The sequence below is a fragment of the Arthrobacter sp. 05L45_2 genome (genome assembly GCF_056397525.1).
Genome location: NZ_JBFTNO010000026.1, coordinates 1 through 23,380 on the forward strand (window position 1 = coordinate 1; position 23,380 = coordinate 23,380).

Here is a 23,380-nt window from a genome sequence, read left to right on the forward strand (position 1 = left end):
CTCCTGCCACGCCCGGAAGGCATCCTCGGGCCCGTCCCAGGCCAACAGCGGGGCGCCCTGCAGTGTGGTGAATTCCATCCGGCGGGAGTAGTCGAGGAAGATCTCGAGGTCGCTGCGGGCCTCGCCGGGCGGTTCCACGGCCTTGTCCGACAGGTGCACGGTGCGGTTGACGTTGGTAAAGGTGCCTGTCTTCTCGCCCCAGGCAGCCGCGGGCAGCACGACGTCGGCGGCCTGCGCGGTTTCGGTCAGGTAAAGGTCCTGCACCACCAGGAAGAGTTCGGGCTTGGCGAGGATGTCGCGGATCCGGGGCAGGTCCGGCATGGACGCGGCCGGATTGGTGGCCGAGATCCAAAGGAATTCGATTGACCCCTGCTCGGCGTAGCGGAAGATCTGCATGGCGTGTGTGGGTGGTGCCCAGTGCGGAATGGTCAGCGGATCCACGTCCCACAGCTCTGCGAGTTCCTGAATGTGGTCCGGGTTTTCCCAGTTCCGGAAACCGGGCAGGTCCCCGTCCGCCCCGCACTCGCGGTTGTTCTGCGCGGTCGGCTGGCCGTTCATCTGGAGGATGCCGGACCCAGGCTGTCCCAGCAGGCCGCGGAGCAGGTGCAGGTTGTTGACCTGGCAGGAGGACGCCGTGGCCTGCGCGGACTGGTAGAAGCCCTGGAGGACGGTAGAGAGGACCCGGGGCGCTGTCCCGAAAATGCGCGCGGCCTCGCGGATGTCCGCCGCGCTGACATCGCACACGGCCGCCGCGGCTTCCGCCGTCCAGGGCTCCACGGTGGCTTTCAGCTGCTCGAAGCCCACCGTGTGCGCCTGGACGTAGTCCTTGTTGATCCACCCGTTGGCCAGGACCTCGTGGACCAGCGCGTTCATCAGCGCCAGATTCGTGCCCGGGCGGACGGCGAGGTGGACGTCCGCGTAGCGCGCCACCTCGGTGTCCCTCGGATCGACGCAGACCACTTTGGGCCGGTCCGGTCCCGCGATGCGGTCCAGCACCCGCGACCACAGCACCGTCTGCGTCTCCGCCATGTTGTGGCCGTAGAGGAAGATCGCGTCGCAGCTGTCGATGTCAGTGTAGGACCCGGGCTGGCCGTCGGCGCCAAAGGTCTCCTTCAGCGCCGCCGCAGCCGTCGCCGTGCACAGCCGCGTGTTGCCGTCCATGTGCGGGGTTCCGATGCCCGCCTTCCCGATGACCGCCAGGGCGTAGTACTCCTCGAGGAACAGTTGCCCGCTGGTGTAGAACCCGTGGCTGAGCGGCCCGCGATCTTTCAATAGCTGCTGGCTCCGCTCGGTGATCCGCTTCATGGCGGTGTCCCAATCGCACTCCAGGAGGCGTCCGTTCTCGCGGATCATTGGCCGTTCGAGGCGGTCCTTGTGGGACACACCCTGCCAACTGGCGAACAGGCCCTTGGGCCCGAGCCTGCCGTGGTTCACCAAGTCGCCGGACCGCCCGCGAATGCCCACCATGGCGCCGTCCTTCACCGCGATGTCACAGGCGCAGCCGTTGCTGCACAGGACACACGCGGACTGCACCCAGCGGTCGACGTCGCCCTCCGCAACGCCGTCCTTCAGCGCCTGGTCCACCCGGACCGGCCACAGGCCGTCCTTGGGGTAAGGCGTCCTCGTGCCCCAAATCTCGGCGATCCTGTCAACCATCGTGATCCTCCCCATCGAGTGCCCTCGGGTCTCCCGCGGCCGGCGGCGGCCGGCGGCCGGCGGTGCCTCCAGCTTTATCAGCGAAGACGCGCCCCCGTAAAGGGGGCGCGTCGGGTCGCGGCCCCTCCCTCGGCGTCCTTTCCGAGGCCGCCATCCTGCGATATGGCAAGCGTGCCTACTGCAGGGGAGGGGCTCGCGGATGCTGTCCCGGCGGTCAGCCGGATCCGCCCGGACACCCCCGTTCCGGCGTCCAGCGCGGGTCCCGGATCCGTGATGATTTCGGGGCCGGTTGCGCGGGTTGCCGCAAAATATGGTGAACTAGGCGGGTATGGGCGCATCTGCCCGAGCCACCTTTTTCTGTAGGAGCACCGTGCCAAGCAAGGCCCCCACCGGCAAGAAACTCGTGATTGTGGAGTCTCCGGCCAAGAGCAAGACCATCGCCAAGTACCTGGGCGAGGGTTTCATCGTTGAGGCCTCCATCGGTCACATCCGGGACCTGCCGCAGCCCTCGGAGCTCCCCGCGGAACTGAAGAAAACCCCGCTGGGCAAGTTCGCCGTCGACGTCGAGCACGACTTCAAGCCGTACTACGTGGTCTCTCCGGACAAAAAGAAAAAGGTCGCCGAACTCAAGGCCCAGCTCAAGGGCGCCGACGCGCTCTATCTCGCAACCGATGGGGACCGCGAGGGCGAGGCCATCGCGTGGCACCTGCTGGAAGTCCTTAAGCCCAAGGTCCCGGTGTACCGGATGACCTTTGGTGAAATCACCAAGGAAGCCATCCACCGCGCCATGGACAACCTGCGCGACGTGGACCAGGACCTGGTCGATGCGCAGGAAACCCGCCGTGTGCTGGACCGCCTCTACGGCTACGAAATCTCCCCCGTGCTCTGGCGCAAGGTGGCCCGAGGCCTCTCCGCCGGCCGTGTGCAGTCCGTCGTGACCCGCATGGTGGTGGACCGCGAACGCGAACGCATGGCCTTCAAGTCCGCGTCCTACTGGGACCTGACGGGCCAGTTCGGTGCGGAGTCGGGATCGTTCAAGGCCAAGCTCGCCTCCGTCGATGGGTCCAAGGTGGCCAGCGGCCGGGACTTCAACGACGACGGCGAACTGACCTCCCGCGGTGTGGTGCACCTCAGTGAAGAGCTGGCCGCGTCCCTCGCCGCCGGCCTGCAGGACGCGGACTTCCGCGTCCGCTCGGTCGACACCAAGCCGTACACCCGCCGTCCCGCGGCGCCGTTCACCACCTCCACGCTGCAGCAGGAGGCCGGCCGCAAGCTGCGCTTCTCCTCGAAGAGCACCATGCAGGTGGCTCAGCGACTCTACGAAAACGGCTACATCACCTATATGCGTACGGACTCCTCGGCGCTGAGCAACGAGGCCGTCACCGCGGCCCGGCGCCAGGCCTCCGAGCTGTACGGCCCGGAGTACGTCCCGCAGTCGCCGCGCGTCTACGCCGGAAAGGCAGCGAACGCGCAGGAGGCCCACGAGGCCATCCGTCCCGCCGGTGACTCCTTCCGGACCCCGGCGCAGGTCGCGAAGCAGCTCTCCGGCGACGAGTTCCGGCTCTACGAGCTGATCTGGAAGCGCACCGTCGCCTCGCAGATGGCCGACGCCAAGGGCTCGACGGCGACCATCCGCCTCGGCGCCGTCGCTGGTGATGGCAGGGACGCGGAATTCTCCGCCTCGGGCACCGTCATCACCTTCCCCGGCTTCCTGGCCGCATACGAAGAGGGCAAGGACGAAAGCCGCGGGGACGAGGATTCCGAGGAAGCGCGCCGCTTGCCGAACGTGGCCAAGGGCGACGCCCTGACCGCCTCGGACATCGTCGCCGTCGGGCACGAGACTTCCCCGCCGCCGCGCTACACCGAAGCGTCCCTGACCGCGGAACTGGAAAAGAAGGGCATCGGCCGCCCGTCGACCTACGCCTCCACGATTTCCACCATCCAGGACCGCGGCTACGTCCGGAAGCAGGGCTCCGCGCTGGTCCCGAGCTGGATCGCGTTCTCCGTGATCCGGCTGCTTGAGCAGCACTTCCACGACTACGTGGACTACGACTTCACGGCCGACATGGAAGCGGACCTGGACAAGATCGCCAACGGCCAGGAGGCGGGTGCCGCCTGGCTCAAGCACTTCTACTTCGGCGAGGACTCCGATCCCGGGCTGCTGAGCATCGTCAACAACCTGGGCGAAATCGACGCACGCGAAATCAACTCCGTGCCCATCACCGACGGCATCACCCTGCGGGTTGGCAAGTTCGGGCCGTACCTGGAAAGCTCCATCCCCACCGTGGACCCGAAGACCGGCGAAGTGGTTGAGTCGGCCCGCGCCAACGTCCCCGAGGACCTTGCCCCGGACGAGCTCACAGCCGCCAAGGCGATCGAGCTGATGGAGACCGCCGCACCCGAGGAGCGTGTGCTCGGAGCCGACCCGCACACCGGGCACACCATCGTGGCCAAGAACGGCCGCTACGGCGCCTACGTCACCGAGGTCATCCCGGAAATGACCGAGGAGCAGCTCGCCAACCAGCCGGTGGAGTACTACAAGAACGGCAAACCGAAACCGCCGAAGAAGCCCGTCAAGGCCAAGCCGCGCACCGGGTCGCTCTTCGCCTCGATGGCCGTGGACACCGTCACCCTGGATGAGGCCCTGCAGCTGATGAGCCTGCCGCGGGTGCTGGGCCAGGACGCCGAGGGCAACCCCATCACGGTGCAGAACGGCCGCTTCGGACCGTACCTGAAGAAGGGCACCGACTCCCGTTCCATCGGCTCGGAGGAGGAGATCTTCACCATCACGCTGGAGCAGGCGCTGGAGATCTACTCGCAGCCCAAGCAGCGCGGTGCCCGTGCGGCCGTCCCGCCCCTGGCGGAGTTCGGTCCGGACCCGGTCTCGGAAAAGAACATCGTGGTGAAGGAGGGCCGCTTCGGCCCGYACATCACCGACGGCGTCACCAACATCACCGTTCCGCGCACCACGGCCATCGAGGAACTGACCCGGGAACGCGCCGTCGAGCTCCTCGCCGAGAAGCGCGCCAAGGGCCCGGTCAAGCGCAAGCCGGCGGCCCGCAAGGCGCCCGCCCGGAAGGCTGCCGCCAAGAAGTAGGCGGCGCCTTCCGGCGCCCGGGAATTGCGGACCGGGGCCCAACGTGATCGAGTAGGAACATGACTGAACAGCCTGCACCCATGGATCTCCAGCCCCTCAACGACCTCGAAGAGAAGCTTGCCCGGGGGGAGCAGCCCGACGCCAACCCGGTGGATGTCATCCTGTCGTTCCTCAACAACGAGGTCTACATCGTCAGCTCCGACACCATCGACGGCCCGGATTCGCAGGTGGAGCCGCTGGTCCTCGCCAACGGCTCCGGCGAACCGGTGCTGGCCGTGTTCTCGCACCCGAGCCGTGTCACCGAGCAGTACCTCGCCGCGGCGCCGAACGTGCTCGGCACGCAGGGCTCGGCCATCATCGGCAACCTCGGCGACCAGCTGGGTATGGTCATCAACCCCGGTGCCGCCTACGGATTCGAGATCGATCCCGAGGGCGTGGCGAACATCCGCCGCGACTTCAAGCCGTCCGACGCCGAACCGGACGCCGCCCCTGACGGGAACCAGGCCTAAGACCGGCCTGCGGGCGTCCGCGGCGGTGCCGCGGCGCCCGTTTAGGGCACAGGCCCTGCGGGGAGAATAATGGCAGCATGCGGCTAGGCGTCCTCGATATCGGGTCAAACACTGTCCACCTCCTCCTGGTGGATGCCCACCCCGGCGCGCGCCCGGTACCGTTCGCCTCGCACAAGCGCCCGCTCTCGCTGGTGCAGTTCCTCGACGCGGACGGCAACATCAACGACGCCGGCCAGCACGAGTTGACGGAGTTCGTCCTCGAAGCGTGGGAGTTCGCCGCCAAGCACAAGGCCGAGGACCTCCTCGCGTTCTGTACCTCGGCGATCCGCGAGGCCACCAACGGGGCCGAGGTCCTGGCCCGCGTCAAGCACGAAACCACCGTCACGCTGCGGGAACTGACCGGCAGCGAGGAAGCCTCCATGACGTTCTTCGCGGTCCGCCGCTGGTACGGCTGGGGCGCCGGACCCATGCTGAACCTGGACATCGGCGGCGGCTCCTTCGAAATGGCCTACGGCGAGGACGAACTGCCCGAGTTCGCAACGTCGGTCCCGCTCGGGGCCAGCCGGCTCACCCGGGACTGGCTGCAGGAGGACCCGCCGTCGGCCAAAAGCGTCAAGGAACTCCGCCGCTACATCCGCTCCACCCTCAAGCCGGCCGTCCGTGAGTTCGAGAAGCTCGGCAAGGCCAACCACGTGGCCGGGACGTCCAAGACCTTCCGGTCCCTGGCCCGCATCGCCGGTGCCGCGCCCAGCGGCGCCGGCCCGTACGTCAAGCGCGAACTCCACGCCACGGACCTCGGCCTCTGGGCCCAGCGGATCTCCGCCATGGAAGTGGAGGACCGGCTGAACCTCCCCGGCGTCTCCGAAGCACGGGCCCCGCAGCTGCTGGCCGGGGCGCTGGTGGGCGAAGCGGCCCTGGAAATGTTCGAGTTCCCCAGCCTGGAGATCTGCCCGTGGGCCCTCCGTGAGGGACTGATCCTCCGCCGGCTGGACCAGCTGGTCACCGAGGGCCCGCTGCAGCCGGCGCCCCACGTCATCCAGGCCGTGGAACCCGCCGAACCGCAGACCCCCGACGTCGAGGGACCGGCCGCCTCTTAACGGCGGGCCTCCGCGGCGCCCCGGTGACGGCACGACATGTCGATCCGTGGGTGCGTCGTTCGTGGACAAGATGAGAGGCCGGCAACGGACCGGCCAACGTCAAGGAGGACAGCATCATGGCACGGTACCTGCTCAGTATTTACCAGCCCGTGGGCCCGGCACCCGCCCCCGAGGTCCTGGCGCCCAYCATGGAGAACCTCGACGCCGTGAACCGCGAGCTGAAGGCTGCCGGCGCGTGGGTGTTCGCCGCCGGGCTTCACCCCACCGACACGGCCACCGTGGTGCGGCCGCAAGGAGGCGGGATGCTCATCACGGACGGCCCGTTCGCCGAAGCCAAGGAACACCTCGGCGGGTTCACCGTCATTGAGGCGGAAGATCTCGATGCGGCGCTCGGCTGGGCCGGCAAGCTGGCCCGCGCCACCACCCTTCCCATCGAGGTGCGCCCTATCCAGCTTTAGGACGGCGTTCCCGGCGCCCCGGCTGTCGCTTAAAAGCGAAGGCACCGGCGTTCCGCTGCGGGAAAATGGGGGAAACCCGCTGCAGACCACCGGTGCCGGGCAGTCATCCGCATGACTACCTATCATCACTCGCACCCTCAATGAGGCAGTTCCTACGTTAATCACCGAGGTTGTGAGCAACCTGCGCTAAATATGTGAGCTGGCTGTGAATCGGGGCGGACTGCAATGATGGGGGCATGAGCAACCGAATCGCATTCCTGGGCTGTGGATCAATGAACGAGGCAATTATGGGCGGCATGATCGCCGGCGGGACCGACCCCGCCGACATCGTCGCGACGGTCCGCCGGGCCGAACGCGCCGCCGAACTGGCTGAGCGGCACCCCGGAATCACGGCCATTGCCGGCGAGGAGGAACCGGAGAACAACACGCAGGCCGCCACCGGCGCCGCCGTCGTGGTGCTGGGCGTCAAACCGGTCGGCATCGCCGACCTCTCCCGTGAGATCAGCGGATCACTTTCCCCGGACACCATTGTTGTCAGCGTGGCCGCTGCCGTCTCGCTCGAGCAGCTGGAAGCCGCACTGCCGGCCGGCCAGCCCGTCATCCGCGCCATGCCGAACACCCCGGCCCGGCTGGGCCGCGGCGTCGTCTCGGTCTCGGCAGGGAAGCACTGCTCCGCGGAGCAGCTCCAGCAGGCMAAGGACATCTTCGCGGCCGTSGGCACCGTCGTCGAGATTCCSGAGGARCAGGTGGAYGCGCTGTCCGCSATCAGCGGSTCCGGMCCGGCCTACGCGTTCTACCTGGCCGAGGCGATGGCTGCCGCCGGCGCCGAGCTGGGGCTCGACGCCGAACTGTCGCTGCTGCTGGCACGTGAAACGGTTGCCGGCGCAGGATTTATGCTCGCCGAACCAGGTGCCGACCCCGCCGCGCTGCGCAAGGCAGTGACCAGCCCGAACGGGACCACGGAACGGGCGATCGTGACCTTTGATGAGCGCGGGCTCCCGGGCATCATCGCCGAAGGCGCGCGGGCCGCTGCCCGGCGCGCAGCCGAGATCACCAAACAGCTGGGTTAGCGCCGGGACGCGGAGCGGACCCGGGTGGCAGGATAGGACCATGGAATTGCATATCACCGGAGACGCCGCCGCGGACCAACTGCTCAGTGACGATCCGTTTGCGCTGCTCACCGGCATGCTGCTGGACCAGCAAGTGACCATGGAGTCCGCGTTTGCCGGTCCGGAAAAGATCCGTGCCCGCATCGGCTCCATGGACCCGGCACGGATCGCCGGCCAGGACCCGCAGGCCTTTGTCGAGATGTTCAAGGAACGCCCCGCCGTCCACCGCTTCCCCGGCTCCATGGCCGGTCGCGTCCAGGCCCTCGCCGAGACGGTGCACAGCGACTGGGACGGCGACGCATCCGCCATCTGGACGAAGGGAAACCCCGACGGCCAGGAGGTCCTGCGCCGGTTGAAGTCGCTGCCGGGGTTCGGCGAGCAGAAGGCCAAGATCTTCCTGGCGCTGCTGGGTAAACAATGCGGACTCCAGGCCGAAGGATGGCGTGAGGCGGCCGGCCACTACGGCCAGGCGGACGCTTACCTGTCCGTTGCGGACATCGTGGATCCGGAGTCGCTGACCAAGGTCCGGGCCAGCAAGCAGGCGGCCAAAGCCGCGGCAAAGGCGGCCAAGGGGAGCTAGCGGGCGGAGGCGTTCCCCGCCGCTGCTTGCGCCGTGCCGCGGGTGTTCGGCTGACCTCCCACAAGATAGTGACTTATGGCTCGTTGTGGGGTCAGCCGCCGCGGTAACTAATTGGACTATGAACAGCCGCGGACGGGTACCGCAGCCGGGGCGCGCACGGTCAATCCTGGCGCCGCTCGTCGCCTGTGTGCTCAGCGCCGTTATGCTCGCGCCGGGCGATCAGCCAGTTTCCGGCCCCGGCACAAGTTCCAGCAGCGGTATCAGCATCGGCAGCAGCATCAGTGCCGGAATCAGCAGCGGTACCAGCATTGACGACAACGCCAGACACTTCAGCAGCCGGGTCCTCGCGTCCAACGGCGACAAGGCCATCGACCCCGTCCTTGGCAGGCACTATCGAATCGTCGCGCTCGCAAGCCTTGGCAACGGCGTCGTGCTCGCCGCCTATGACGGCCGTCCCGACGGCGGCGACTCCCCGTCGGCCAACTCCATCATCCAGCGGCGCAGCACCGATCGGGGCAAGACCTGGGGCGCCCCCACCTTCGTCGCGCGCGGCCAGGTCGCCGCGCGCAAAGCACGTCGTTTTGGCTTTAGCGACCCGAGCTACGTAGTGGACCGGGAAACCGGCACGATCTTCAACTTCCACGTCTACTCGAAGGGCGCGGGCTTCGGCAGCAGCAGGCTCGGTAAGAACGATGCCGATCGGAGAATCATCAGCTCCGAGGTCTCCGTCTCGACCGACGGCGGGCTGACATGGTCGACGGACCCGGCGAACCGGCGGGCGTTGCCCCCGCGCCCGTCCTATGCCCGGGGGTCCAAGTACGCGGCTTTCGCGGGCCCCCTCATCACCCGCGTCGTCAAACCGGTGGGAACCAGGGTCCACGGGGTGGCCAACGTCGGCGGCGTCCTAGGTCAGTTCGCGACCTCAGGGGAGGGCATACAACTCCGGTACGGGCCCCACAAGGGACGGCTCATCCAGCAATTCGCCGGCAGGATCATCCAGTGGGATGGCTCGAAGCGGCTCCAGGCGTACAGTGTGTTCTCCGACGACCACGGCCGTAGCTGGCGCAGGGGCAAACCAGTGGGCGTGAACATGAATGAAAACAAGGTCGTCGAGCTCTCCAACGGCGATGTGATGCTCAATTCCCGAGACAACGCAGGCGGCGGCGGACGGCGGATCGCGGTCTCGCACGACGGCGGCGAGACCTACGGCCCTGTCACCTACAACTCCGTGCTCACCGACCCCCGCAACAACGCCACGATCACACGGATGTTCCCCGACGCGCCCAAGGGCTCAGCCGACGCCCGGAAACTGCTCTTTTCCAACGCCAACAACCCGCCGTTCGCCCGGAAGAACGGCACGATCCGCTATTCGTGCGACGACGGGGCGACCTGGAGTACCTCACGGGCCTTCGCGCCCGGCCTGCCGACAAACTACTCCACCGTGACCGCGCTGGGGAGCGGGCTGTACGGCATCCTCTATGAGGGTGCGCACAACACCATTACCTTCGATAGGTTCGACTCCAGGTGGCTTGACCCCCTGTGCGGACATCTCATCAGCGATTCCCCCTCAGTGCCGGCAGGCGGGCGAGTGGACGTCACGTTTACGGTGACCAACGAAGGTGRGCTCACCTTCAAGCCCGGACGTCTCTCGCTGAGCCTGCCCGCCGGCTGGACCTCGACGGACGCGGAGGTGCCCGCAATCGCTGCCGGAGGCTTTGCGACCGCAGCCGTCCGCGTGCGCGTCCCGGCCACCGCGAGGGCGGGCACCACCACCTGTACCGCCAAGTTCATGAGCGAGCAGGGGCATCTGGAGGTCAAAGTCCGTGTCACGGTCACCCACGCCCGGAAACCCCGGACTCCGCCGGCCGTGGCCCAGGATTAGGGCCGGGCCGCGAACCGCTCCAGCAGGTCCACGTGGCCGGAAACAATGAGCATGTCCCGTGCGGAGACCTTGGTCTCCGGGCGGGCGTAGGTGAAGTCCTCGCCGGGGGATTTCACACCCACGATCGTGACCCCGTACTTGGAACGCACCTTGGACTCATCCAGGGTGAACCCCACGGTTTCGCGCGGAGGGTACATTTTCACGATCGCGAAGTCGTCGTCGAACTCAATGAAGTCCAGCATCCTGCCCGAGACCAGGTGTGCGGCGCGGACCCCGGCGTCGGCCTCCGGGTAGATCACGTGGTTGGCTCCGATCCGGGTCAGGATCTTGCCGTGGGAGGGCGTGATGGCCTTGACCCACAGGTGCTCGATGCCGAGGTCCACCAGGTTGACGGTGATCAGCACCGAGGACTCGATCGAGGTGCCCACGCCGACGACGGCGGAGCTGAACTCCTGCGCGCCGAGCTGGCGGAGGGCGTCGATGTTGGTCGCGTCGGCCTCGACCACGTGGGTCAGTACGCTGGCCCACTTCTGCACCAGGCTTCGGTCGCGTTCAATCGCGAGCACCTCGCGGCCCTGCTTGACCAGCTGCTCAGCGGTGGACGCGCCGAAGCGGCCGAGCCCGATTACCAGCACGGGCGCGTTGTGGGCGGGGCGGTTGACGGCGCCTGAGGTACTAGCCAATGATCGGTCTCTCTTCCGGGTAGTGGTACAACTGGCTGCGCTGGCGCAGGGCCAGCCCAGCGGCGAGGGTGACGGTGCCGACGCGGCCGGCGAACATCAGGGCGGTCAGCACGTACACGCCGGCAGGGGGCAGTTCGGCGCTGAGGTTGGTGCTCAGGCCCACGGTGGCGAACGCGGAAATCGTTTCAAAGAGCACCCGGTCCAGGGATGCGCCGCTGATCTGCAGGAGCAGCAGGGCGGAGACGGCCACCAGGGTGGCGCCGGCGACGATCACCGAAATTGCCACCCGCATGGTCCCCTCGGGGATGGTGCGGCCATAGATCTTCACGTCCGCGTCGCCCCGCGCCTCGGCAATGATGGCCAGGAACATAACGGCGATGGTGGTCACCTTGATGCCGCCGGCGGTTGAGGCCGAACCGCCGCCGGCGAACATCAGCGCGTCCGTCAGCAGCATGGTGGTGGAGTCCATCTGGTTCTGGTCCACCAGGTTGAAGCCGCCGGAGCGGGTCATCACGGAAGCAAAAAGTGAATGGGTGATCTTGTCGCCCAGGTTCATGCCCCCAATGGTGCGCATGTTTTCCCACTCCAGCAGGCCCCACAGGACCGTGCCCGCAGCCAGCAGGATCAGCGAGACCTGGATGGTCAGCTTGGTGTGGAGGTTCCACTTCTTCCAGTTCAGCCCGTTCTGCTGCAGCACCATCACGACGGGGAAGCCGAGGCTGCCGAGGAACACGCCGACCATCAGCGGGACCAGGATCCACAGGTCGGTTTCGTAGGGGACGATCCCGTCCGAATGCGGGGTGAAACCGGCGTTGTTGAATGCGGAAATGGCGTAGAAGACCCCGTGCCAGACGGACTCGCCTACGCTCTCGCCCAGGGCCAGGAAGCGGGGGATCATGGCCAGCGCCAGCCCGGCTTCGATGACCACGGAGGTGACGATCACGATCCGCAGCAGGGTGCCCACCTCGCCGAGGCGGCCGGCGTTGTTCATGGCTTCCTGGGCGATCAGCTTGCCGCGGACGCCGAGCTTCTTGCTGACCATCAGTGCGAGCAGGGAGGCCAGGGTCAGGGTGCCGAGGCCGCCAACGAAGATGCCGACCAGGATGATGAGCTGGCCGAAGAAGGACCAGTGGACGGCCGTGGACACCACGGTCAGCCCGGTCACGCAGACGGCCGAGACGGCGGTGAACAGGGCCTGGTGCAGCGGCGTGACCTGCCCGGTGGCCGAGGACACGGGCAGGGACAGGAGCGCGGTGAAAATCAGGATCACGACGGCGAATGCCGAGACCGCCAGCCGGGCCGGGGAGGTGTTGGCGATGTCGTCGATGAAGTCGCGCAGCCGGGTGAAGATCCACAGGCCCTCGCGCTCCGGCTGGCCGGGGTGCCAGCTGGCCGGGTTCTGTGACCTCGACTGGCTTTGCGTCATGTGCGGCTTGTCCTCGGTTGTAACGGCGTCCCTCAGTAGTAAACCACTTTATTCCGCGCAATGACGGGGGAGCGGGGCGGTGCGCTCCGGTAGCCTGTGATTGATGACCTTCCTGCCCGGACTCGTTCAGACCGCCCTGCCGACGACGGTGGTGTGGGACTCCGCCATGACGGCCTACAACTTCGGCCACGGCCACCCGATGGCGCCGGAGCGGATGGAGCTGACCGAGCGGCTGGCCGGCAGCCTGGGGCTGTTCGACCTGGACCATGTGAGGGTCGCGGCCCCGTCCGTGGCCAGTGATGAGGAACTGGGCGCCGTGCACAGCGCGGAATACATCCACGCCGTCCGCCGCGTCAGCGCGGACCCGGACACTCCCGACCTTGCCCGCGGTCTCGGCACAGAGGACGACCCCGCCTTCGCCGGCATGCACGAGGCCAGTGCCCGGCTGGCCGGCGGGTCCCTCCTGGCGGCCGCGGCCATCCTGGACGAAACCGCGGTCCGGGCGGTGAACTTCGGCGGCGGCATGCACCACGCCTCGCGGGAACGGGCCAGCGGCTTCTGCATCTACAACGACGCCGCCCTGGCCATCCAACGGCTGCTCGACGGCGGGGTGCAGCGGGTGGCGTACGTCGACGTCGACGCGCACCACGGGGACGGAACGCAAAGTATTTTCTGGGACGACCCCCGGGTCCTGACCATCTCGCTGCACGAAACCGGGCTGACGCTGTTCCCCGGGACCGGCTTCGCCAACGAGATCGGCGGTCCCAATGCCCAGGGCAGCGCGGTGAACGTGGCACTGCCGGCCGGAACGGGGGACGCAGGCTGGCTGCGGGCCTTCCACGCGGTAGTCCCGCAGCTCGTGGGCGCGTTTGAACCGGAGGTTATCGTCAGCCAGCACGGCTGCGACTCGCACCGGCTGGATCCCCTGACGCACCTGAACATCAGTGTGGACGGCCAGCGCGAGGCTGCCATCGCGATCGGCAACCTCGCCGCGCGCTACTGCGAGAACCGCTGGATCTCCACCGGCGGCGGCGGGTACAACGTGATCACCGTGGTGCCCCGGTCCTGGAGCCACCTGATTGCCATTGCCGCCGGGCGGCCGGTGCCCCTTCGGACCCCGGTCCCCGAGGACTGGCGGCAGTATGTGCAGGACAAGTACGGGGCCAAATACGGCGTCGAACCGCCCGCCGTGATGGGCGACGACGTCGACCTCTGGTGGCGTTCGTGGGAGGTCGGTTTCGACCCCAACGACGAGGTTGACCGCACGGTTATGGCCACGCGGAAGGAAGTCTTCCCGCTCTACGGCCTTGACCCCTGGTTCGACTGACACCGGCGCCCACGAGCCCCCGCCGGGTCCCCGGACCGGGGCAGTAATTGGTGGATGCCATCCGGCGTATATGTCGCTAGGGTGGACTGCATGGTGACAGACGACGTATTTGCCGTCATTGCTGAGGCAACCCGGCGTGACATTCTGGTGTCCCTGCGCAACGGGGACAAGGCAGTGGGGGAGCTGGTCCAGGAGCTCGACGCGAGCCAGCCCACCATCTCAAAACACCTCAAGGTGCTGCGCGAAGCAGACCTTGTGAGCATGCGCGCCCAGGGCCAGAAGCGCTACTACGCGCTGAACCCGAAACCGCTGGCCGGCGTCGCCAGCTGGCTGGAGACGTTCGACRTCGGCCGTCCCGCTGCCGAGCCAGCAGCCCCTCCCGCCCCGGCGCAGGCCGCTCCCGGCACCCTGGCAGCAGCGGCTGCCCCCTCCGGGACCGTTGCGCCCGACCTGCCGAAGGACAGCTCACTGAGCCCCGCCGTCGCCCTCCCGGTCGGCACCGCGGGAGAAGACACCCGGCCGCAGCAGATCGGGCGCAGCGTCGGTCGAGCCGCCACCCGCGCCGCGGACCTGCTGGCGAACCTGCCCAAGTTCGGCCGGAAGAAGTAGCCCCGCCCGCCCCCACGGGACAACAGCAGACCCGCCGGGCGGCTATCGGGCGAGCAGCCGGACGTGGTCAGGGGTCAGCTCCGAGATCCGGCTGACGCCCAGCAGCGCCATGGTGCGGCGCATGTCCGCCTCAAGGATGCCAATGGCACGGTCCACCCCGGCCCGGCCCCCGGCCATCAGGCCGTAAAGATACGCGCGGCCGATCAGGGTGAAGTCGGCTCCCATGGCCAGGGCCGCGATGATGTCCGCGCCGCTCATGATCCCGGTATCCAGGATGACGGCGGCGTCACTGTGGTCCGCTTTCAGGGCCGCGGAGACCTCCGGCAGGAGATGGAACGGAATGGGTGCCCGGTCCAGCTGGCGGCCGCCGTGGTTGGACAGGACGATGCCGTCTGCGCCGTGGTCCACCACCTTGCGCGCGTCCTCGACTGTCTGGATGCCCTTGACCACCAGATTGCCCTTCCAGGTTTCGCGCAGCCAGTCGAGGTCCTCGAAGGTCAGGGTGGGATCGAACATGGAGTTGATCAGGTCCGCCACCGTGCCGGTGTAGCGCGAGAGCGAGGCAAAGGTCAGGGGTTCGTGGGTGAGGAAGTTGAACCACCACGCCGGCCGGTAGGACGCGTCCAGCACGGTCTTTAGCGTCAGCGCCGGCGGGATGGTCATGCCGTTGCGGACGTCACGGAGCCGGGCGCCGGCGACGGCGGTATCCACGGTCACCATCAGGGTGTCGTTCCCGGCGCGGGCGGCGCGCTCGATCAGTTCCAGGGAGCGGTCCCGGTCCGTCCACAAGTACAGCTGGAACCAGTTGCGGCCGTCAGGGGCGGCCGCAGCGACGTCCTCGATGGAGGCCGTGCCCATGGTGGAGAGTGTGTACGGGATGCCCGCGTCCGCGGCGGCGCGCGAGCCGGCGTATTCGCCCTCCGATTGCATCATCCGGGTGAAGCCGGTGGGTGCGATGCCGAAAGGCAGGCGGGCGGTCCTGCCGAGGATTTCGGTGCTGAGATCCACGCTGGAGACATCTCGCAGGATGCCCGGGCGGAATTCGATATCAAGGAACGCCTCGCGCGCCCGGCGGAGGGTGATCTCCGCTTCGGCCGCGCCGTCCGTGTAATCGAAGGGTGCCTTGGGCGTGCGCCGCTTGGCCATGTCCCGGAGGTCCCAGATGGTGCTGGCCCGGCGCAGCCGCGCTTCGCGGCCGAAATCGGGCTTCTTGAACTGCATCAGCGGCGCGAGGTCCGCGTACTTGGGGATGCGCCGTTTCAGGGCGGCCGGGACGCCGCGCTGGGGGGCGGCGGTGGCGGAGGCTGTTTCCGACGGCGTCGTCGGCGCCTCCGGGTTGCCGGTGATGGTGGGTTGCGTCATAGCGTCCTCCGGGCGTCCAAATGCAGTGGCTGCGGTTCTGTGGTCCAACCACACTGTAGGGGATGTGGTCGGACCACAACAAGTACTATGGGTCCATGCGTACGCACCAGCTGGTCCTGCAGTGGATTGAGGAACAACTCTCCAGCGGACAGCTCCTCGTGGGCGGCCGGCTCCCCGCGGAACGGACACTGGCCGAGCGGCTGGGCGTCTCCCGCACCTCGGTTCGCGAGGCCATCCGGATCCTGGAGGCCATGGGTGTGGTCCGGGCCGGCGTGGGCTCCGGCCCCGACGCCGGGACCGTGGTGATCTCGGATCCGACGGCGGCCTTGGGCGCTGCCCTGCGGCTCCATGTGGCCACGTCGCATCTTCCCGTGGCGGACATTGTGCAGACGCGTGTGCTGCTCGAGTCCTGGGCGGCGGCACGGGCGCGGCCGGATGCGCCGGCCCTGGCCGAGGCCGCTGCCCTGCTGGAGCGAATGGAGGACTGCGCGGACACTGCCGAGTTCCTGGCCCTGGATGTCCGGTTCCACCTGGCACTGGCGGACGCCGCCGGCAACGCCGTGGTCAGCGCCATGATGGGTTCCCTGCGTGAATCCATCCAGGACTACGCCAGCCGGCTGACAGCCAACCTGCCGGACTGGCAGGCCACCGCCGCGCGCCTGCGGCATGAGCACCGGGGCATCCTTTCAGCCATCGGCAGGAACGACGGCGCCGGGGCGGCCAGGCTGGTGGCGGACCATATCGAGGGCTACTACGCCGAGGCGGGGCTGGGCGGCCGGTCCTGACCGCACCCATCCGCGCCGCGGCCGCGCGGCGGCAATATTACGCCGCCGCTTTGCCCTGCCGCCCGGGCGGGGTTATGGTCAATGGCATGACTAACCGTTGGTATGCGTATTTTTCGTTGGCTCTGGAGGGGCCCGCGTCTAACTGACACGCATCCACGTACCTTCAGAGCCAACAGGGCAGAGATAATTCTCTGCCCTTCGCCATTTCTCCGGCGGGTTCTGATCAGGGCCCGCTCCGCACCCCGGACAGGACCCCACCATGAGTATCGAAGCAGCCACTGACAGCCAGCAGTCCACATCCAACCTGCGCGTCAGCCGCTTCACCCCGCTGCCCACCCCGCAGGAAATGATCGCGGAACTCCCGCTGGACGCCCGCGGATCGGACGTCGTCGGCCGCGGCCGGGACGAGGTGCGGGCGATCATGGACGGCGTCGACGACCGGCTACTGGTGATTGTGGGCCCCTGCTCCATCCACGACCCCAAGGCCGGGCTGGAATACGCCCGGAGGCTGGTCAGCCAGGCCGAAAAGCACCGCGAGGACCTCCTCATCGTCATGCGCACCTACTTCGAGAAGCCGCGCACCACGGTGGGCTGGAAGGGCCTGATCAACGACCCCCGGCTCGATGGCAGCCATGACATCGCCGCCGGCCTGCGCGCCGCCCGCCAGTTCCTCCGCCAGGTCACGGCACTCGGGCTGCCTACCGCCACGGAATTCCTCGAACCGATCAGCCCGCAGTACATGGCGGACCTCGTCGTGTGGGGGGCCATCGGCGCCCGCACCACGGAGAGCCAGATCCACCGCCAGCTCGCCTCCGGCCTCTCGATGCCGATCGGGTTCAAGAACGGGACCGACGGCGGCCTCCAGGTGGCCCTTGACGCCTGCAGCGCCGCGGGTGCCGCCCAGGCGTTCCTGGGAATTGACGACGACGGCCGCGCCGCCCTGGTCAGCACCGCCGGTAACCCGGACACCCACGTCATCCTCCGCGGCGGCAGCGGCGGGCCCAACTTCGCCGCGGCCGACGTCGAGGCCGCCTCGGCCAGGCTTGCCGCCAAGCAGCTGAACCCGCGCCTGATCGTGGACGCCAGCCACGCCAACAGCGGCAAGAACCACCACCGGCAGGCAGAGGTGGCGCTCGAAATTGGTGCCCAGCTCGAAAACGGCGGAGCCTCGGCGTCTGCCATCGCCGGCGTGATGCTGGAGAGCTTCCTGGTCGGGGGTGCGCAGGCCCTGGACGTCGCCGACCACGCCGCCGGAACCGACAGCCTCCGGTACGGCCAGAGCGTCACCGACGCCTGCATGGACTGGGATGTCACGGCGTCGTTGCTCGGGGAGCTGGCGGCCTCGGCGCGGGCCCGGCGGAACCGAGGCTAAGGGCCAAACGTGGAAGGGTGGCTCCTGCGCAAATCCTGCGGAAATCCTTCGCAGATTCTTGCGGAAACCTTTCACATTGGCACCACTAACCCCTAGAGTATCTAGCACATGGTTGTTTGATGGCTCAGCATCGGCACACCGCCATGTCGTTCAGACGGGGCAGCCGTTCGCTTGAGCAAAAGGAATAAGGGAAATGTCTTCGGAGGCCAACTTCTCCAACGCGCGCTTTCTCACCGTGGCCGAGGTCGCGGATGTGATGCGGGTATCGAAAATGACCGTGTATCGCCTGGTGCACTCCGGCGAAATGCCGGCGGTGCGCTTCGGCCGCTCATACCGGGTTCCGGAAAACGCCGTCGAACAGTACCTCAAGGGTGCTGTCGTCGACGGACGCACTGAGACGGCCTGAGTCTTCTGCCGCCGCGCCGGGCCGCAGCAGACCCCCTCGCGGGGCCTGCGGTCGTGGTGTGCCCCCGATAGGCGGTACCCTGTTAAGGAACGTTTTACGTCATTGTAAGAACCTGTCAGTTGTTCAGTCTGCTGCTTAGCCCGCGGACCCTTCCCAACAGGCAGGTAATGCATCTAGCCGGTAAGGAACTTTCGTGGGTTCAGTTATTAAGAAGCGYCGCAAGCGTATGGCCAAGAAGAAGCACCGCAAGCTGCTTCGCAAGACSCGCCACCAGCGTCGCAACAAGAAGTAGAGATACTTCCCCAGCGTCAATGCCCGTTGCCTTCCGGCGGCGGGCATTTTCCGTTTTCCCGGCAGGTGCGGCTGGCCGGACGCGGCGGTGGCTGTTAGACGGTCGGGCCGCGGAACCTGGAGAAGCCGCGCCAAAGGCCGTAGACGGCTCCGCCGACGGTCGCGGCTTTGAGCCCCAGCGTCGCGGCCCGGCGGCCGGACCGGAAGTCGTAGACCGGCCAGTTGTTTTCGCGGGCGTGGCGGCGCAGCCGGGCGTCCGGGTTGATGGCCACGGGATGCCCCACCATGCTCAGCAGCGGGATGTCGTTGTGCGAATCGCTGTAGGCCCAGCAGCGGGCGAGGTCCAGGCCTTCCGCCTCGGCAATGGCGCGGACCGCCACGGCTTTCGCGGGGCCGTGCAGGATGTCACCCACCAGGCGTCCGGTGTAGGAGCCCTCGTGGATCTCGCCCACGGTGCCGAGGGCGCCCGTGAGGCCGAGCCGGGTGGAGATGACGGTGGCTACCTCCACGGGGGTGGCGGTGACTAGCCAGACGCGGCGGCCCACCCGCAGGTGCTGTTCGGCCAGCGCCTTGGTCCCGGGCCAGATCCGGGACTCGATCATCTCGTCGTAGACTTCCTCGCCGAGGGCCTCGATGTCCTTGACGGTAAAACCGGAGGCCAGGCTCAGCGCGGTGTCACGGACGGCGTGGACATCGTCCAGCTTCTCGCCGCGGAATACGAACATCAGCTGCTTCCAGGCGAACCCGGCGGCCTGCGGGATGGTGAACGCTCCGCGCTGGTGCATCTTCCGGGCCACATGGAACAGGCTGGCGCCCCGCATGAGGGTGTTATCGACGTCGAAGAAGGCAGCTTCGCCGTGCTGCGCGGACGCAACCGGCGGCGTGGCCACAGCGACGATCTTCTCCTCGGGCATGCCACGAGTCTAGTCAATGCACGGGGATCCCTCGCGCAGGACTGCCCGGCGTCCCGCCGGCGGGGGTGGAAACCGCAGCGGCGTCGACGACCGGATCGGGTCCGGGCTACCGTGGAGCCATGACCAAACCCGCCCCCGACGTCGTCCTCATCACCAAGGCCGACTGCCATCTCTGCACCGACGCGCGTGCCGCCGTCGGCAGGGTCACCGCCGCGCTGGGACTTGGCTGGTCCGAGCAATCCATCGACGGCGACGCCGAACTCCGCGACCGCTATGCGGAGGAGATCCCGGTGCTGCTGGTGGACGGCGTCCAGCGCGACTTCTGGCGGATCGACGAAGTCCGGCTGGCGCGCACCCTGCGGCGCGCCCTGGGCCTGCCCGAGTCACCGCCCGCCTAAGCGGGCCCCCGGGCGCGGCTTTGTGGCCCGAACTGCGGGGGCCCTAGAGTGGAGGCACAACGCGACTCAATGGAGCAGATAGTGACTTCGCTGGATTCCTCACCCGATGCCCTGCCCGGCGGAACCGGGACTGCCGCCAAGCAGATCCCGCCCGCGGCCGTGGCCCGGCTGACGATCTATCTGCGCGCCCTCACCACCCTGCTGGCCGACGGCGTGGACCGCGTGTCCTCGGAATCCCTCGCCGAAGCGTCGGGCGTCAGTTCCTCCACTCTCCGCAAGGACCTCTCCTACGTGGGCTCCTACGGGACCAGAGGCGTGGGCTATGAGGTGCAGTACCTGAACAGGCATATCGCGGCAGCCCTGGGGCTGACGCACGACTGGAAAGTCGCGATCGTCGGGGCCGGCAACCTCGGCAAGGCCCTCGCCCGCTACGGCGGATTCGAGTCCCGCGGCTTTGACATCGTGGCGATCTTCGACGCCGACCAGATGGTGGTGGGCAGCGAGGTGGGCTGGTTGCGGGTCAGCGACGCCGCGGACCTTGAGGCCGTGCTGCAGCGCACCGGCGCCAACATGGTGGTCCTGGCGCTGCCTGCGGCCGTGGCGCAGGGTGTCTGTGACCGTGTGGTGGCAGCCGGGGTGCGCAGCATCCTGAGTTTTGCCCCGGTCATGCTGCAGGTGCCGGCCGGGGTCAACCTCCGGAAGGTGGACATGGCCACCGAACTCCAGATCCTCGCCTACCACGCACAAAGGGCGCAGGACCCGGAGGACGCTGACTAGGATCAGCCTGCCCGTCCGGATCCCGCGCCCTTGGCTGCGGGTACTGGCTTAGCGCCCGTAGGGGTTCTGCGCGTAGGGGTTGGTGAACGGCTGCTGCTTCTGGAAGTACGGCGAGACCGTCGGCAAGTACAGGATCACAATGCCGGCCACACCCATCAGGATCACAATGATCTGCAGGATGCCGGAGACGACGCCGAAGGAGAAGGCTCCGCCGAAGAGGCCGAGCAGCGAGATGGCGGCGAATACGATGCCCAGGATGCGGGCCCAGTTCTTGCCCTTGCGGACCGGGAAGGCTACCAGTGCGTACAGGCCCAGGGAGATGAGTCCGCCGATGATGCCGCTGGCCGGGATGATTCCACGCACGGCGTTGATTTCGGAGGGGGAGAGGCTCTTGCCCTGCTGGACGGCAGCTTCCTGCATGGCGGTTTCAAAGTACGCCGCACCGGTGAAGGCAATGACCAGGCTGCTGACGAACGCGAGGACGCCGGCACCGATGATGAGCCAGAAGGCAAGATCCAGCTGCGCGGGCCGGGTCGCGGTGCCGCCGCCCGGGAGCTCCGAGGGATACTGCGCGTAGGGCGACTGGCCGTAAGGGCTCTGGCCGAACTGGCCGGGAGCCTGGCCATAGGCCGACGGCTGCTGCCCGTACTGCGGCGCGTTCTGGCCGTACTGCTGCTGGCCGTACTGCGGAGACTGCTGCCCATACTGCTGCTGGCCGTACTGCGGCGCGTTCTGCCCGTACTGGGGCTGCTGCTGGCCGTACTGCGGGGCCTGCGGTGCGTTCTGCCCGTACTGCGGCGGCTGCTGTCCGTACTGGGGAGGCTGCTGGCCGTACTGCGGAGCCTGCTTGCCCGACTCGGGTCCGTCCGGGCTGGAAGGCTCGACTGGCGGGTTACTCATGGCGGTCCTTTGCATGTGGTTGACGGAATGGGCTACCGGGACCAGCGTTACAACCCTGCCCCCAGCGTGGTTTAAGTACACCGTACCGCGCACACGCGGCCGTTTGGGTCATTCCCAAGAGGTATTCTCGGCGGCACGAGGGGCGCACTGAACGGCGGCACGAGCGGCGGCACGCGGGAGCGGGAGGACGGGGTGGCCAGGTCCCGTTTCCCGGCCGCGACTAGGCCGCGGGACCTGGCCGGAAACGTCCCTTGAAGCCCTCAAACCAGGACTGTGACCGGGGCAGCCACATCAGGGCCGTCGCCACGAGGCTGATGACAAAGCCGGGCCAGCTTCCGCCTCCGGCCATCCCAGAACTCAGCGCGGCGAGCACCAGGCTGACACCGGCCGCGAGGGTCAGGCCGAACCGGGCCCATTCCCAACCTTCCGCCATTTTCATCGCCAGCGTGACCTGCACCGCGGCGAGGGCCACAGAGACCAGCACCAGCAAGAGCAGCAGGATGCCGGATAGCGGTGAGACCACAAACAGGACGAGGGTGCCAAACAGCCCGATCACCCCTGCGAGCAGTCCCAACACGCCGCCGACCACCCACACCCAATACGAGATCTTCAGCTCCGTGGGCATCGCCGGGACGTTGAGTATCGACGAGTAGCCGCCAACGGGGAGTGCCTCCCGGAAGGTCCGTGGCCGGTCCTCGGGCCAACGGAATCGGAACCCGGGTGCCCGTCCGGGGCCGGGGGTGCCGCCCGCTGCGGGGCCGTCGGCCGGGCCGGGCAGGGCGGCGCCCGGCTCCGGCGGTGTTGTGCCGTCGGGCTGGGGTGGCTCGGGGACGTCGCCGGAATTGCTCATGGATTTCACTTTAGACCGCCAGGCTGGGGGTTCCCAGAGGACTCCGGGACTGGCGCGCGGCGTCCCGCAAGCACCCGGTGCGCCCGGCACCGACGCAGCGGAACCACCAGGCTCATGGCGCGGAGTGCCGGGCTTAAACGACGACACCCCGCGCCGCCTTGGAGGCGGTGCGGGGTGTCCAGGAGGCCGCCGGCGGTCAGCCGGTGAGCTCGTCCGCCCTGGAGGGCGTGGGAACTAGGCTGCGGGGGCGATGAAGGCGAGCTCAAGGTTGATGGCAACCTTGTCGCTGACCAGCACGCCACCGGCTTCGAGGACTGCGTTCCAGGTCAGGCCGAAGTCCTTGCGGCTGATGGTGGTTTCCGCGGTCAGACCGGCGCGGGTGTTGCCGAACGGGTCAACGGCCACGCCGTTGAGCTCGGTTTCCAGCGCCACCGGGCGGGTGACACCCTTGATGGTCAGGTCGCCCTGCAGCTCGTAGGCGTCGCCCTTGGCCACGATGGCGTTGGAGACGAAGGAGATCTCCGGGAACTTCTCGACGTCGAAGAAGTCCTCGCCGCGGACGTGGCCGTCGCGGTTGGCGTCGCCGGAGTCGAAGCTCGCGGTCTTGATGGTGGCGTTCACCTTGGAGTCGGCGACGTTCTCGGCGAGGTCCAGGGTTGCGTCGGCGTCCTTGAACTGGCCGCGGACCTTGCTGATGCTGGCGTGGCGGACGGTGAAGCCGATTTCGCTGTGCGAGTTGTCGAGGGTCCAGGTGCCGGTGGTGAGGTTAGCGGGAAGTGCCATGGTGGTTCTCCTTGAGTCGGGTGGGGTGGTGCCTGAGTTCGTCTGATCGTAGGTTGACGCTTCATTTGTTGAAGACTCAACTAACTGCTTCACCCAGTATAAACATGCA

23 protein-coding genes are annotated in these 23,380 nt (G+C 67.8%); 15 read left to right on the plus strand and 8 right to left on the minus strand.

From position 1 onward, the window contains the following. On the minus strand, window positions 1-1,656 hold a 1,656-nt coding region (locus AC1DHD_RS03760), incomplete at its 3' end, for a molybdopterin-dependent oxidoreductase (RefSeq protein WP_476878410.1). 370 nt (window positions 1,657-2,026) lie between these two features. On the opposite strand from AC1DHD_RS03760, the gene topA reads away from it, so the two are divergent. The 7 genes from topA (at window position 2,027) to AC1DHD_RS03795 (ending at window position 10,388) form a co-directional block, all read left to right on the plus strand. Continuing rightward, on the plus strand, window positions 2,027-4,753 hold the full coding sequence (gene topA / locus AC1DHD_RS03765) for a type I DNA topoisomerase (protein ID WP_476878411.1): 2,727 nt from the start codon (window positions 2,027-2,029) through the stop codon (window positions 4,751-4,753). Between the two features lie 59 nt (window positions 4,754-4,812). Next, a complete protein-coding gene (locus tag AC1DHD_RS03770; RefSeq protein ID WP_476878412.1) occupies window positions 4,813-5,262 on the plus strand; it encodes an SseB family protein in 450 nt (149 codons plus the stop codon). A 77-nt stretch (window positions 5,263-5,339) separates the two neighbouring features. Further along, window positions 5,340-6,359, plus strand: coding sequence for a Ppx/GppA phosphatase family protein (locus AC1DHD_RS03775; RefSeq protein ID WP_476878413.1), 1,020 nt, complete (start codon window positions 5,340-5,342; stop codon window positions 6,357-6,359). A 116-nt stretch (window positions 6,360-6,475) separates the two neighbouring features. Further along, window positions 6,476-6,817: a YciI family protein gene (locus AC1DHD_RS03780; RefSeq protein ID WP_476878414.1), complete on the plus strand. Its 342-nt coding sequence runs from the start codon at window positions 6,476-6,478 to the stop codon at window positions 6,815-6,817. A 236-nt stretch (window positions 6,818-7,053) separates the two neighbouring features. Further along, window positions 7,054-7,887: a pyrroline-5-carboxylate reductase gene (gene proC, locus AC1DHD_RS03785; RefSeq protein ID WP_476878415.1), complete on the plus strand. Its 834-nt coding sequence runs from the start codon at window positions 7,054-7,056 to the stop codon at window positions 7,885-7,887. Window positions 7,888-7,927: 40 nt separating this feature from the next. Further along, the gene (locus AC1DHD_RS03790; protein WP_476878416.1) at window positions 7,928-8,506 is read left to right on the plus strand and encodes an HhH-GPD-type base excision DNA repair protein; all 579 of its coding nucleotides are present in this window, start codon (window positions 7,928-7,930) and stop codon (window positions 8,504-8,506) included. A gap of 118 nt (window positions 8,507-8,624) precedes the next feature. Then, window positions 8,625-10,388 (plus strand): exo-alpha-sialidase, encoded by a 1,764-nt coding sequence (locus tag AC1DHD_RS03795; RefSeq protein WP_476878417.1) that lies wholly within the window; start codon window positions 8,625-8,627, stop codon window positions 10,386-10,388. Here AC1DHD_RS03795 and AC1DHD_RS03800 read toward each other — a convergent pair. Both AC1DHD_RS03800 and AC1DHD_RS03805 read right to left on the minus strand, forming a co-directional pair. Then, entirely contained in the window at window positions 10,385-11,023 is a 639-nt protein-coding gene (locus tag AC1DHD_RS03800; RefSeq protein WP_186372291.1) for a potassium channel family protein, read from the minus strand. The genes AC1DHD_RS03795 and AC1DHD_RS03800 overlap by 4 nt on opposite strands. A gap of 40 nt (window positions 11,024-11,063) precedes the next feature. After that, complete coding sequence (locus AC1DHD_RS03805) at window positions 11,064-12,497, minus strand: TrkH family potassium uptake protein (protein ID WP_476878418.1); 1,434 nt, start codon at window positions 12,495-12,497, stop codon at window positions 11,064-11,066. A gap of 103 nt (window positions 12,498-12,600) precedes the next feature. Here AC1DHD_RS03805 and AC1DHD_RS03810 point away from each other — a divergent pair, with 103 nt between their 5' ends. Next, on the plus strand, window positions 12,601-13,824 hold the full coding sequence (locus tag AC1DHD_RS03810) for an acetoin utilization protein AcuC (protein WP_476878419.1): 1,224 nt from the start codon (window positions 12,601-12,603) through the stop codon (window positions 13,822-13,824). A gap of 90 nt (window positions 13,825-13,914) precedes the next feature. Further along, window positions 13,915-14,433, plus strand: coding sequence for an ArsR/SmtB family transcription factor (locus AC1DHD_RS03815; RefSeq protein WP_476878420.1), 519 nt, complete (start codon window positions 13,915-13,917; stop codon window positions 14,431-14,433). A 42-nt stretch (window positions 14,434-14,475) separates the two neighbouring features. Here AC1DHD_RS03815 and AC1DHD_RS03820 read toward each other — a convergent pair whose 3' ends face one another. Then, window positions 14,476-15,795 (minus strand): alpha-hydroxy acid oxidase, encoded by a 1,320-nt coding sequence (locus tag AC1DHD_RS03820; protein WP_476878421.1) that lies wholly within the window; start codon window positions 15,793-15,795, stop codon window positions 14,476-14,478. A gap of 95 nt (window positions 15,796-15,890) precedes the next feature. Between AC1DHD_RS03820 and AC1DHD_RS03825 the strand changes: the two genes are divergently transcribed. From AC1DHD_RS03825 to AC1DHD_RS03840, 4 genes are all read left to right on the plus strand, one after another. Next, window positions 15,891-16,580 (plus strand): FadR/GntR family transcriptional regulator, encoded by a 690-nt coding sequence (locus AC1DHD_RS03825; protein WP_476878422.1) that lies wholly within the window; start codon window positions 15,891-15,893, stop codon window positions 16,578-16,580. A gap of 259 nt (window positions 16,581-16,839) precedes the next feature. Further along, window positions 16,840-17,952 (plus strand): 3-deoxy-7-phosphoheptulonate synthase, encoded by a 1,113-nt coding sequence (locus AC1DHD_RS03830; RefSeq protein ID WP_476878423.1) that lies wholly within the window; start codon window positions 16,840-16,842, stop codon window positions 17,950-17,952. Window positions 17,953-18,145: 193 nt separating this feature from the next. Further along, complete coding sequence (locus AC1DHD_RS03835; protein WP_346957799.1) at window positions 18,146-18,358, plus strand: helix-turn-helix domain-containing protein; 213 nt, start codon at window positions 18,146-18,148, stop codon at window positions 18,356-18,358. A gap of 193 nt (window positions 18,359-18,551) precedes the next feature. Further along, window positions 18,552-18,650, plus strand: a complete 99-nt coding sequence (locus AC1DHD_RS03840; RefSeq protein ID WP_003792170.1) for a 30S ribosomal protein bS22 — start codon at window positions 18,552-18,554, stop codon at window positions 18,648-18,650. A 94-nt stretch (window positions 18,651-18,744) separates the two neighbouring features. Here the strand turns inward: AC1DHD_RS03840 and AC1DHD_RS03845 are convergent, their stop codons facing one another. Continuing rightward, complete coding sequence (locus AC1DHD_RS03845) at window positions 18,745-19,563, minus strand: HAD family hydrolase (RefSeq protein WP_476878424.1); 819 nt, start codon at window positions 19,561-19,563, stop codon at window positions 18,745-18,747. A gap of 119 nt (window positions 19,564-19,682) precedes the next feature. Here AC1DHD_RS03845 and AC1DHD_RS03850 point away from each other — a divergent pair, with 119 nt between their 5' ends. Together AC1DHD_RS03850 and AC1DHD_RS03855 are read left to right on the plus strand one after the other, a co-directional pair. Further along, a complete protein-coding gene (locus AC1DHD_RS03850) occupies window positions 19,683-19,961 on the plus strand; it encodes a glutaredoxin family protein (protein WP_476878425.1) in 279 nt (92 codons plus the stop codon). A gap of 81 nt (window positions 19,962-20,042) precedes the next feature. Beyond that, complete coding sequence (locus AC1DHD_RS03855) at window positions 20,043-20,738, plus strand: redox-sensing transcriptional repressor Rex (RefSeq protein ID WP_476878426.1); 696 nt, start codon at window positions 20,043-20,045, stop codon at window positions 20,736-20,738. Between the two features lie 48 nt (window positions 20,739-20,786). Here the strand turns inward: AC1DHD_RS03855 and AC1DHD_RS03860 are convergent, their stop codons facing one another. From AC1DHD_RS03860 to AC1DHD_RS03870, 3 genes are all read right to left on the minus strand, one after another. After that, window positions 20,787-21,638: a hypothetical protein gene (locus AC1DHD_RS03860; protein WP_476878427.1), complete on the minus strand. Its 852-nt coding sequence runs from the start codon at window positions 21,636-21,638 to the stop codon at window positions 20,787-20,789. Window positions 21,639-21,858: 220 nt separating this feature from the next. Then, a complete protein-coding gene (locus tag AC1DHD_RS03865; protein ID WP_476878428.1) occupies window positions 21,859-22,488 on the minus strand; it encodes a hypothetical protein in 630 nt (209 codons plus the stop codon). A 234-nt stretch (window positions 22,489-22,722) separates the two neighbouring features. After that, entirely contained in the window at window positions 22,723-23,271 is a 549-nt protein-coding gene (locus AC1DHD_RS03870; protein ID WP_476878429.1) for a YceI family protein, read from the minus strand. Window positions 23,272-23,380 lie beyond the last annotated feature (109 nt).

Bases quoted from the DNA above. Each gene is read 5' to 3' on its own strand.
- AC1DHD_RS03770 (WP_476878412.1), top strand. From the start codon at position 4,813: ATGACTGAACAGCCTGCACCCATGGATCTCCAGCCCCTCAACGACCTC.
- AC1DHD_RS03775 (WP_476878413.1), top strand. From the start codon at position 5,340: ATGCGGCTAGGCGTCCTCGATATCGGGTCAAACACTGTCCACCTCCTC.
- AC1DHD_RS03790 (WP_476878416.1), top strand. From the start codon at position 7,928: ATGGAATTGCATATCACCGGAGACGCCGCCGCGGACCAACTGCTCAGT.
- AC1DHD_RS03805 (WP_476878418.1), bottom strand. From the start codon at position 12,497: ATGACGCAAAGCCAGTCGAGGTCACAGAACCCGGCCAGCTGGCACCCC.
- AC1DHD_RS03810 (WP_476878419.1), top strand. From the start codon at position 12,601: ATGACCTTCCTGCCCGGACTCGTTCAGACCGCCCTGCCGACGACGGTG.
- AC1DHD_RS03820 (WP_476878421.1), bottom strand. From the start codon at position 15,795: ATGACGCAACCCACCATCACCGGCAACCCGGAGGCGCCGACGACGCCG.
- AC1DHD_RS03825 (WP_476878422.1), top strand. From the start codon at position 15,891: ATGCGTACGCACCAGCTGGTCCTGCAGTGGATTGAGGAACAACTCTCC.
- AC1DHD_RS03830 (WP_476878423.1), top strand. From the start codon at position 16,840: ATGAGTATCGAAGCAGCCACTGACAGCCAGCAGTCCACATCCAACCTG.
- AC1DHD_RS03835 (WP_346957799.1), top strand. From the start codon at position 18,146: ATGTCTTCGGAGGCCAACTTCTCCAACGCGCGCTTTCTCACCGTGGCC.
- AC1DHD_RS03845 (WP_476878424.1), bottom strand. From the start codon at position 19,563: ATGCCCGAGGAGAAGATCGTCGCTGTGGCCACGCCGCCGGTTGCGTCC.
- AC1DHD_RS03850 (WP_476878425.1), top strand. From the start codon at position 19,683: ATGACCAAACCCGCCCCCGACGTCGTCCTCATCACCAAGGCCGACTGC.
- AC1DHD_RS03860 (WP_476878427.1), bottom strand. From the start codon at position 21,638: ATGAGTAACCCGCCAGTCGAGCCTTCCAGCCCGGACGGACCCGAGTCG.
- AC1DHD_RS03865 (WP_476878428.1), bottom strand. From the start codon at position 22,488: ATGAGCAATTCCGGCGACGTCCCCGAGCCACCCCAGCCCGACGGCACA.
- AC1DHD_RS03870 (WP_476878429.1), bottom strand. From the start codon at position 23,271: ATGGCACTTCCCGCTAACCTCACCACCGGCACCTGGACCCTCGACAAC.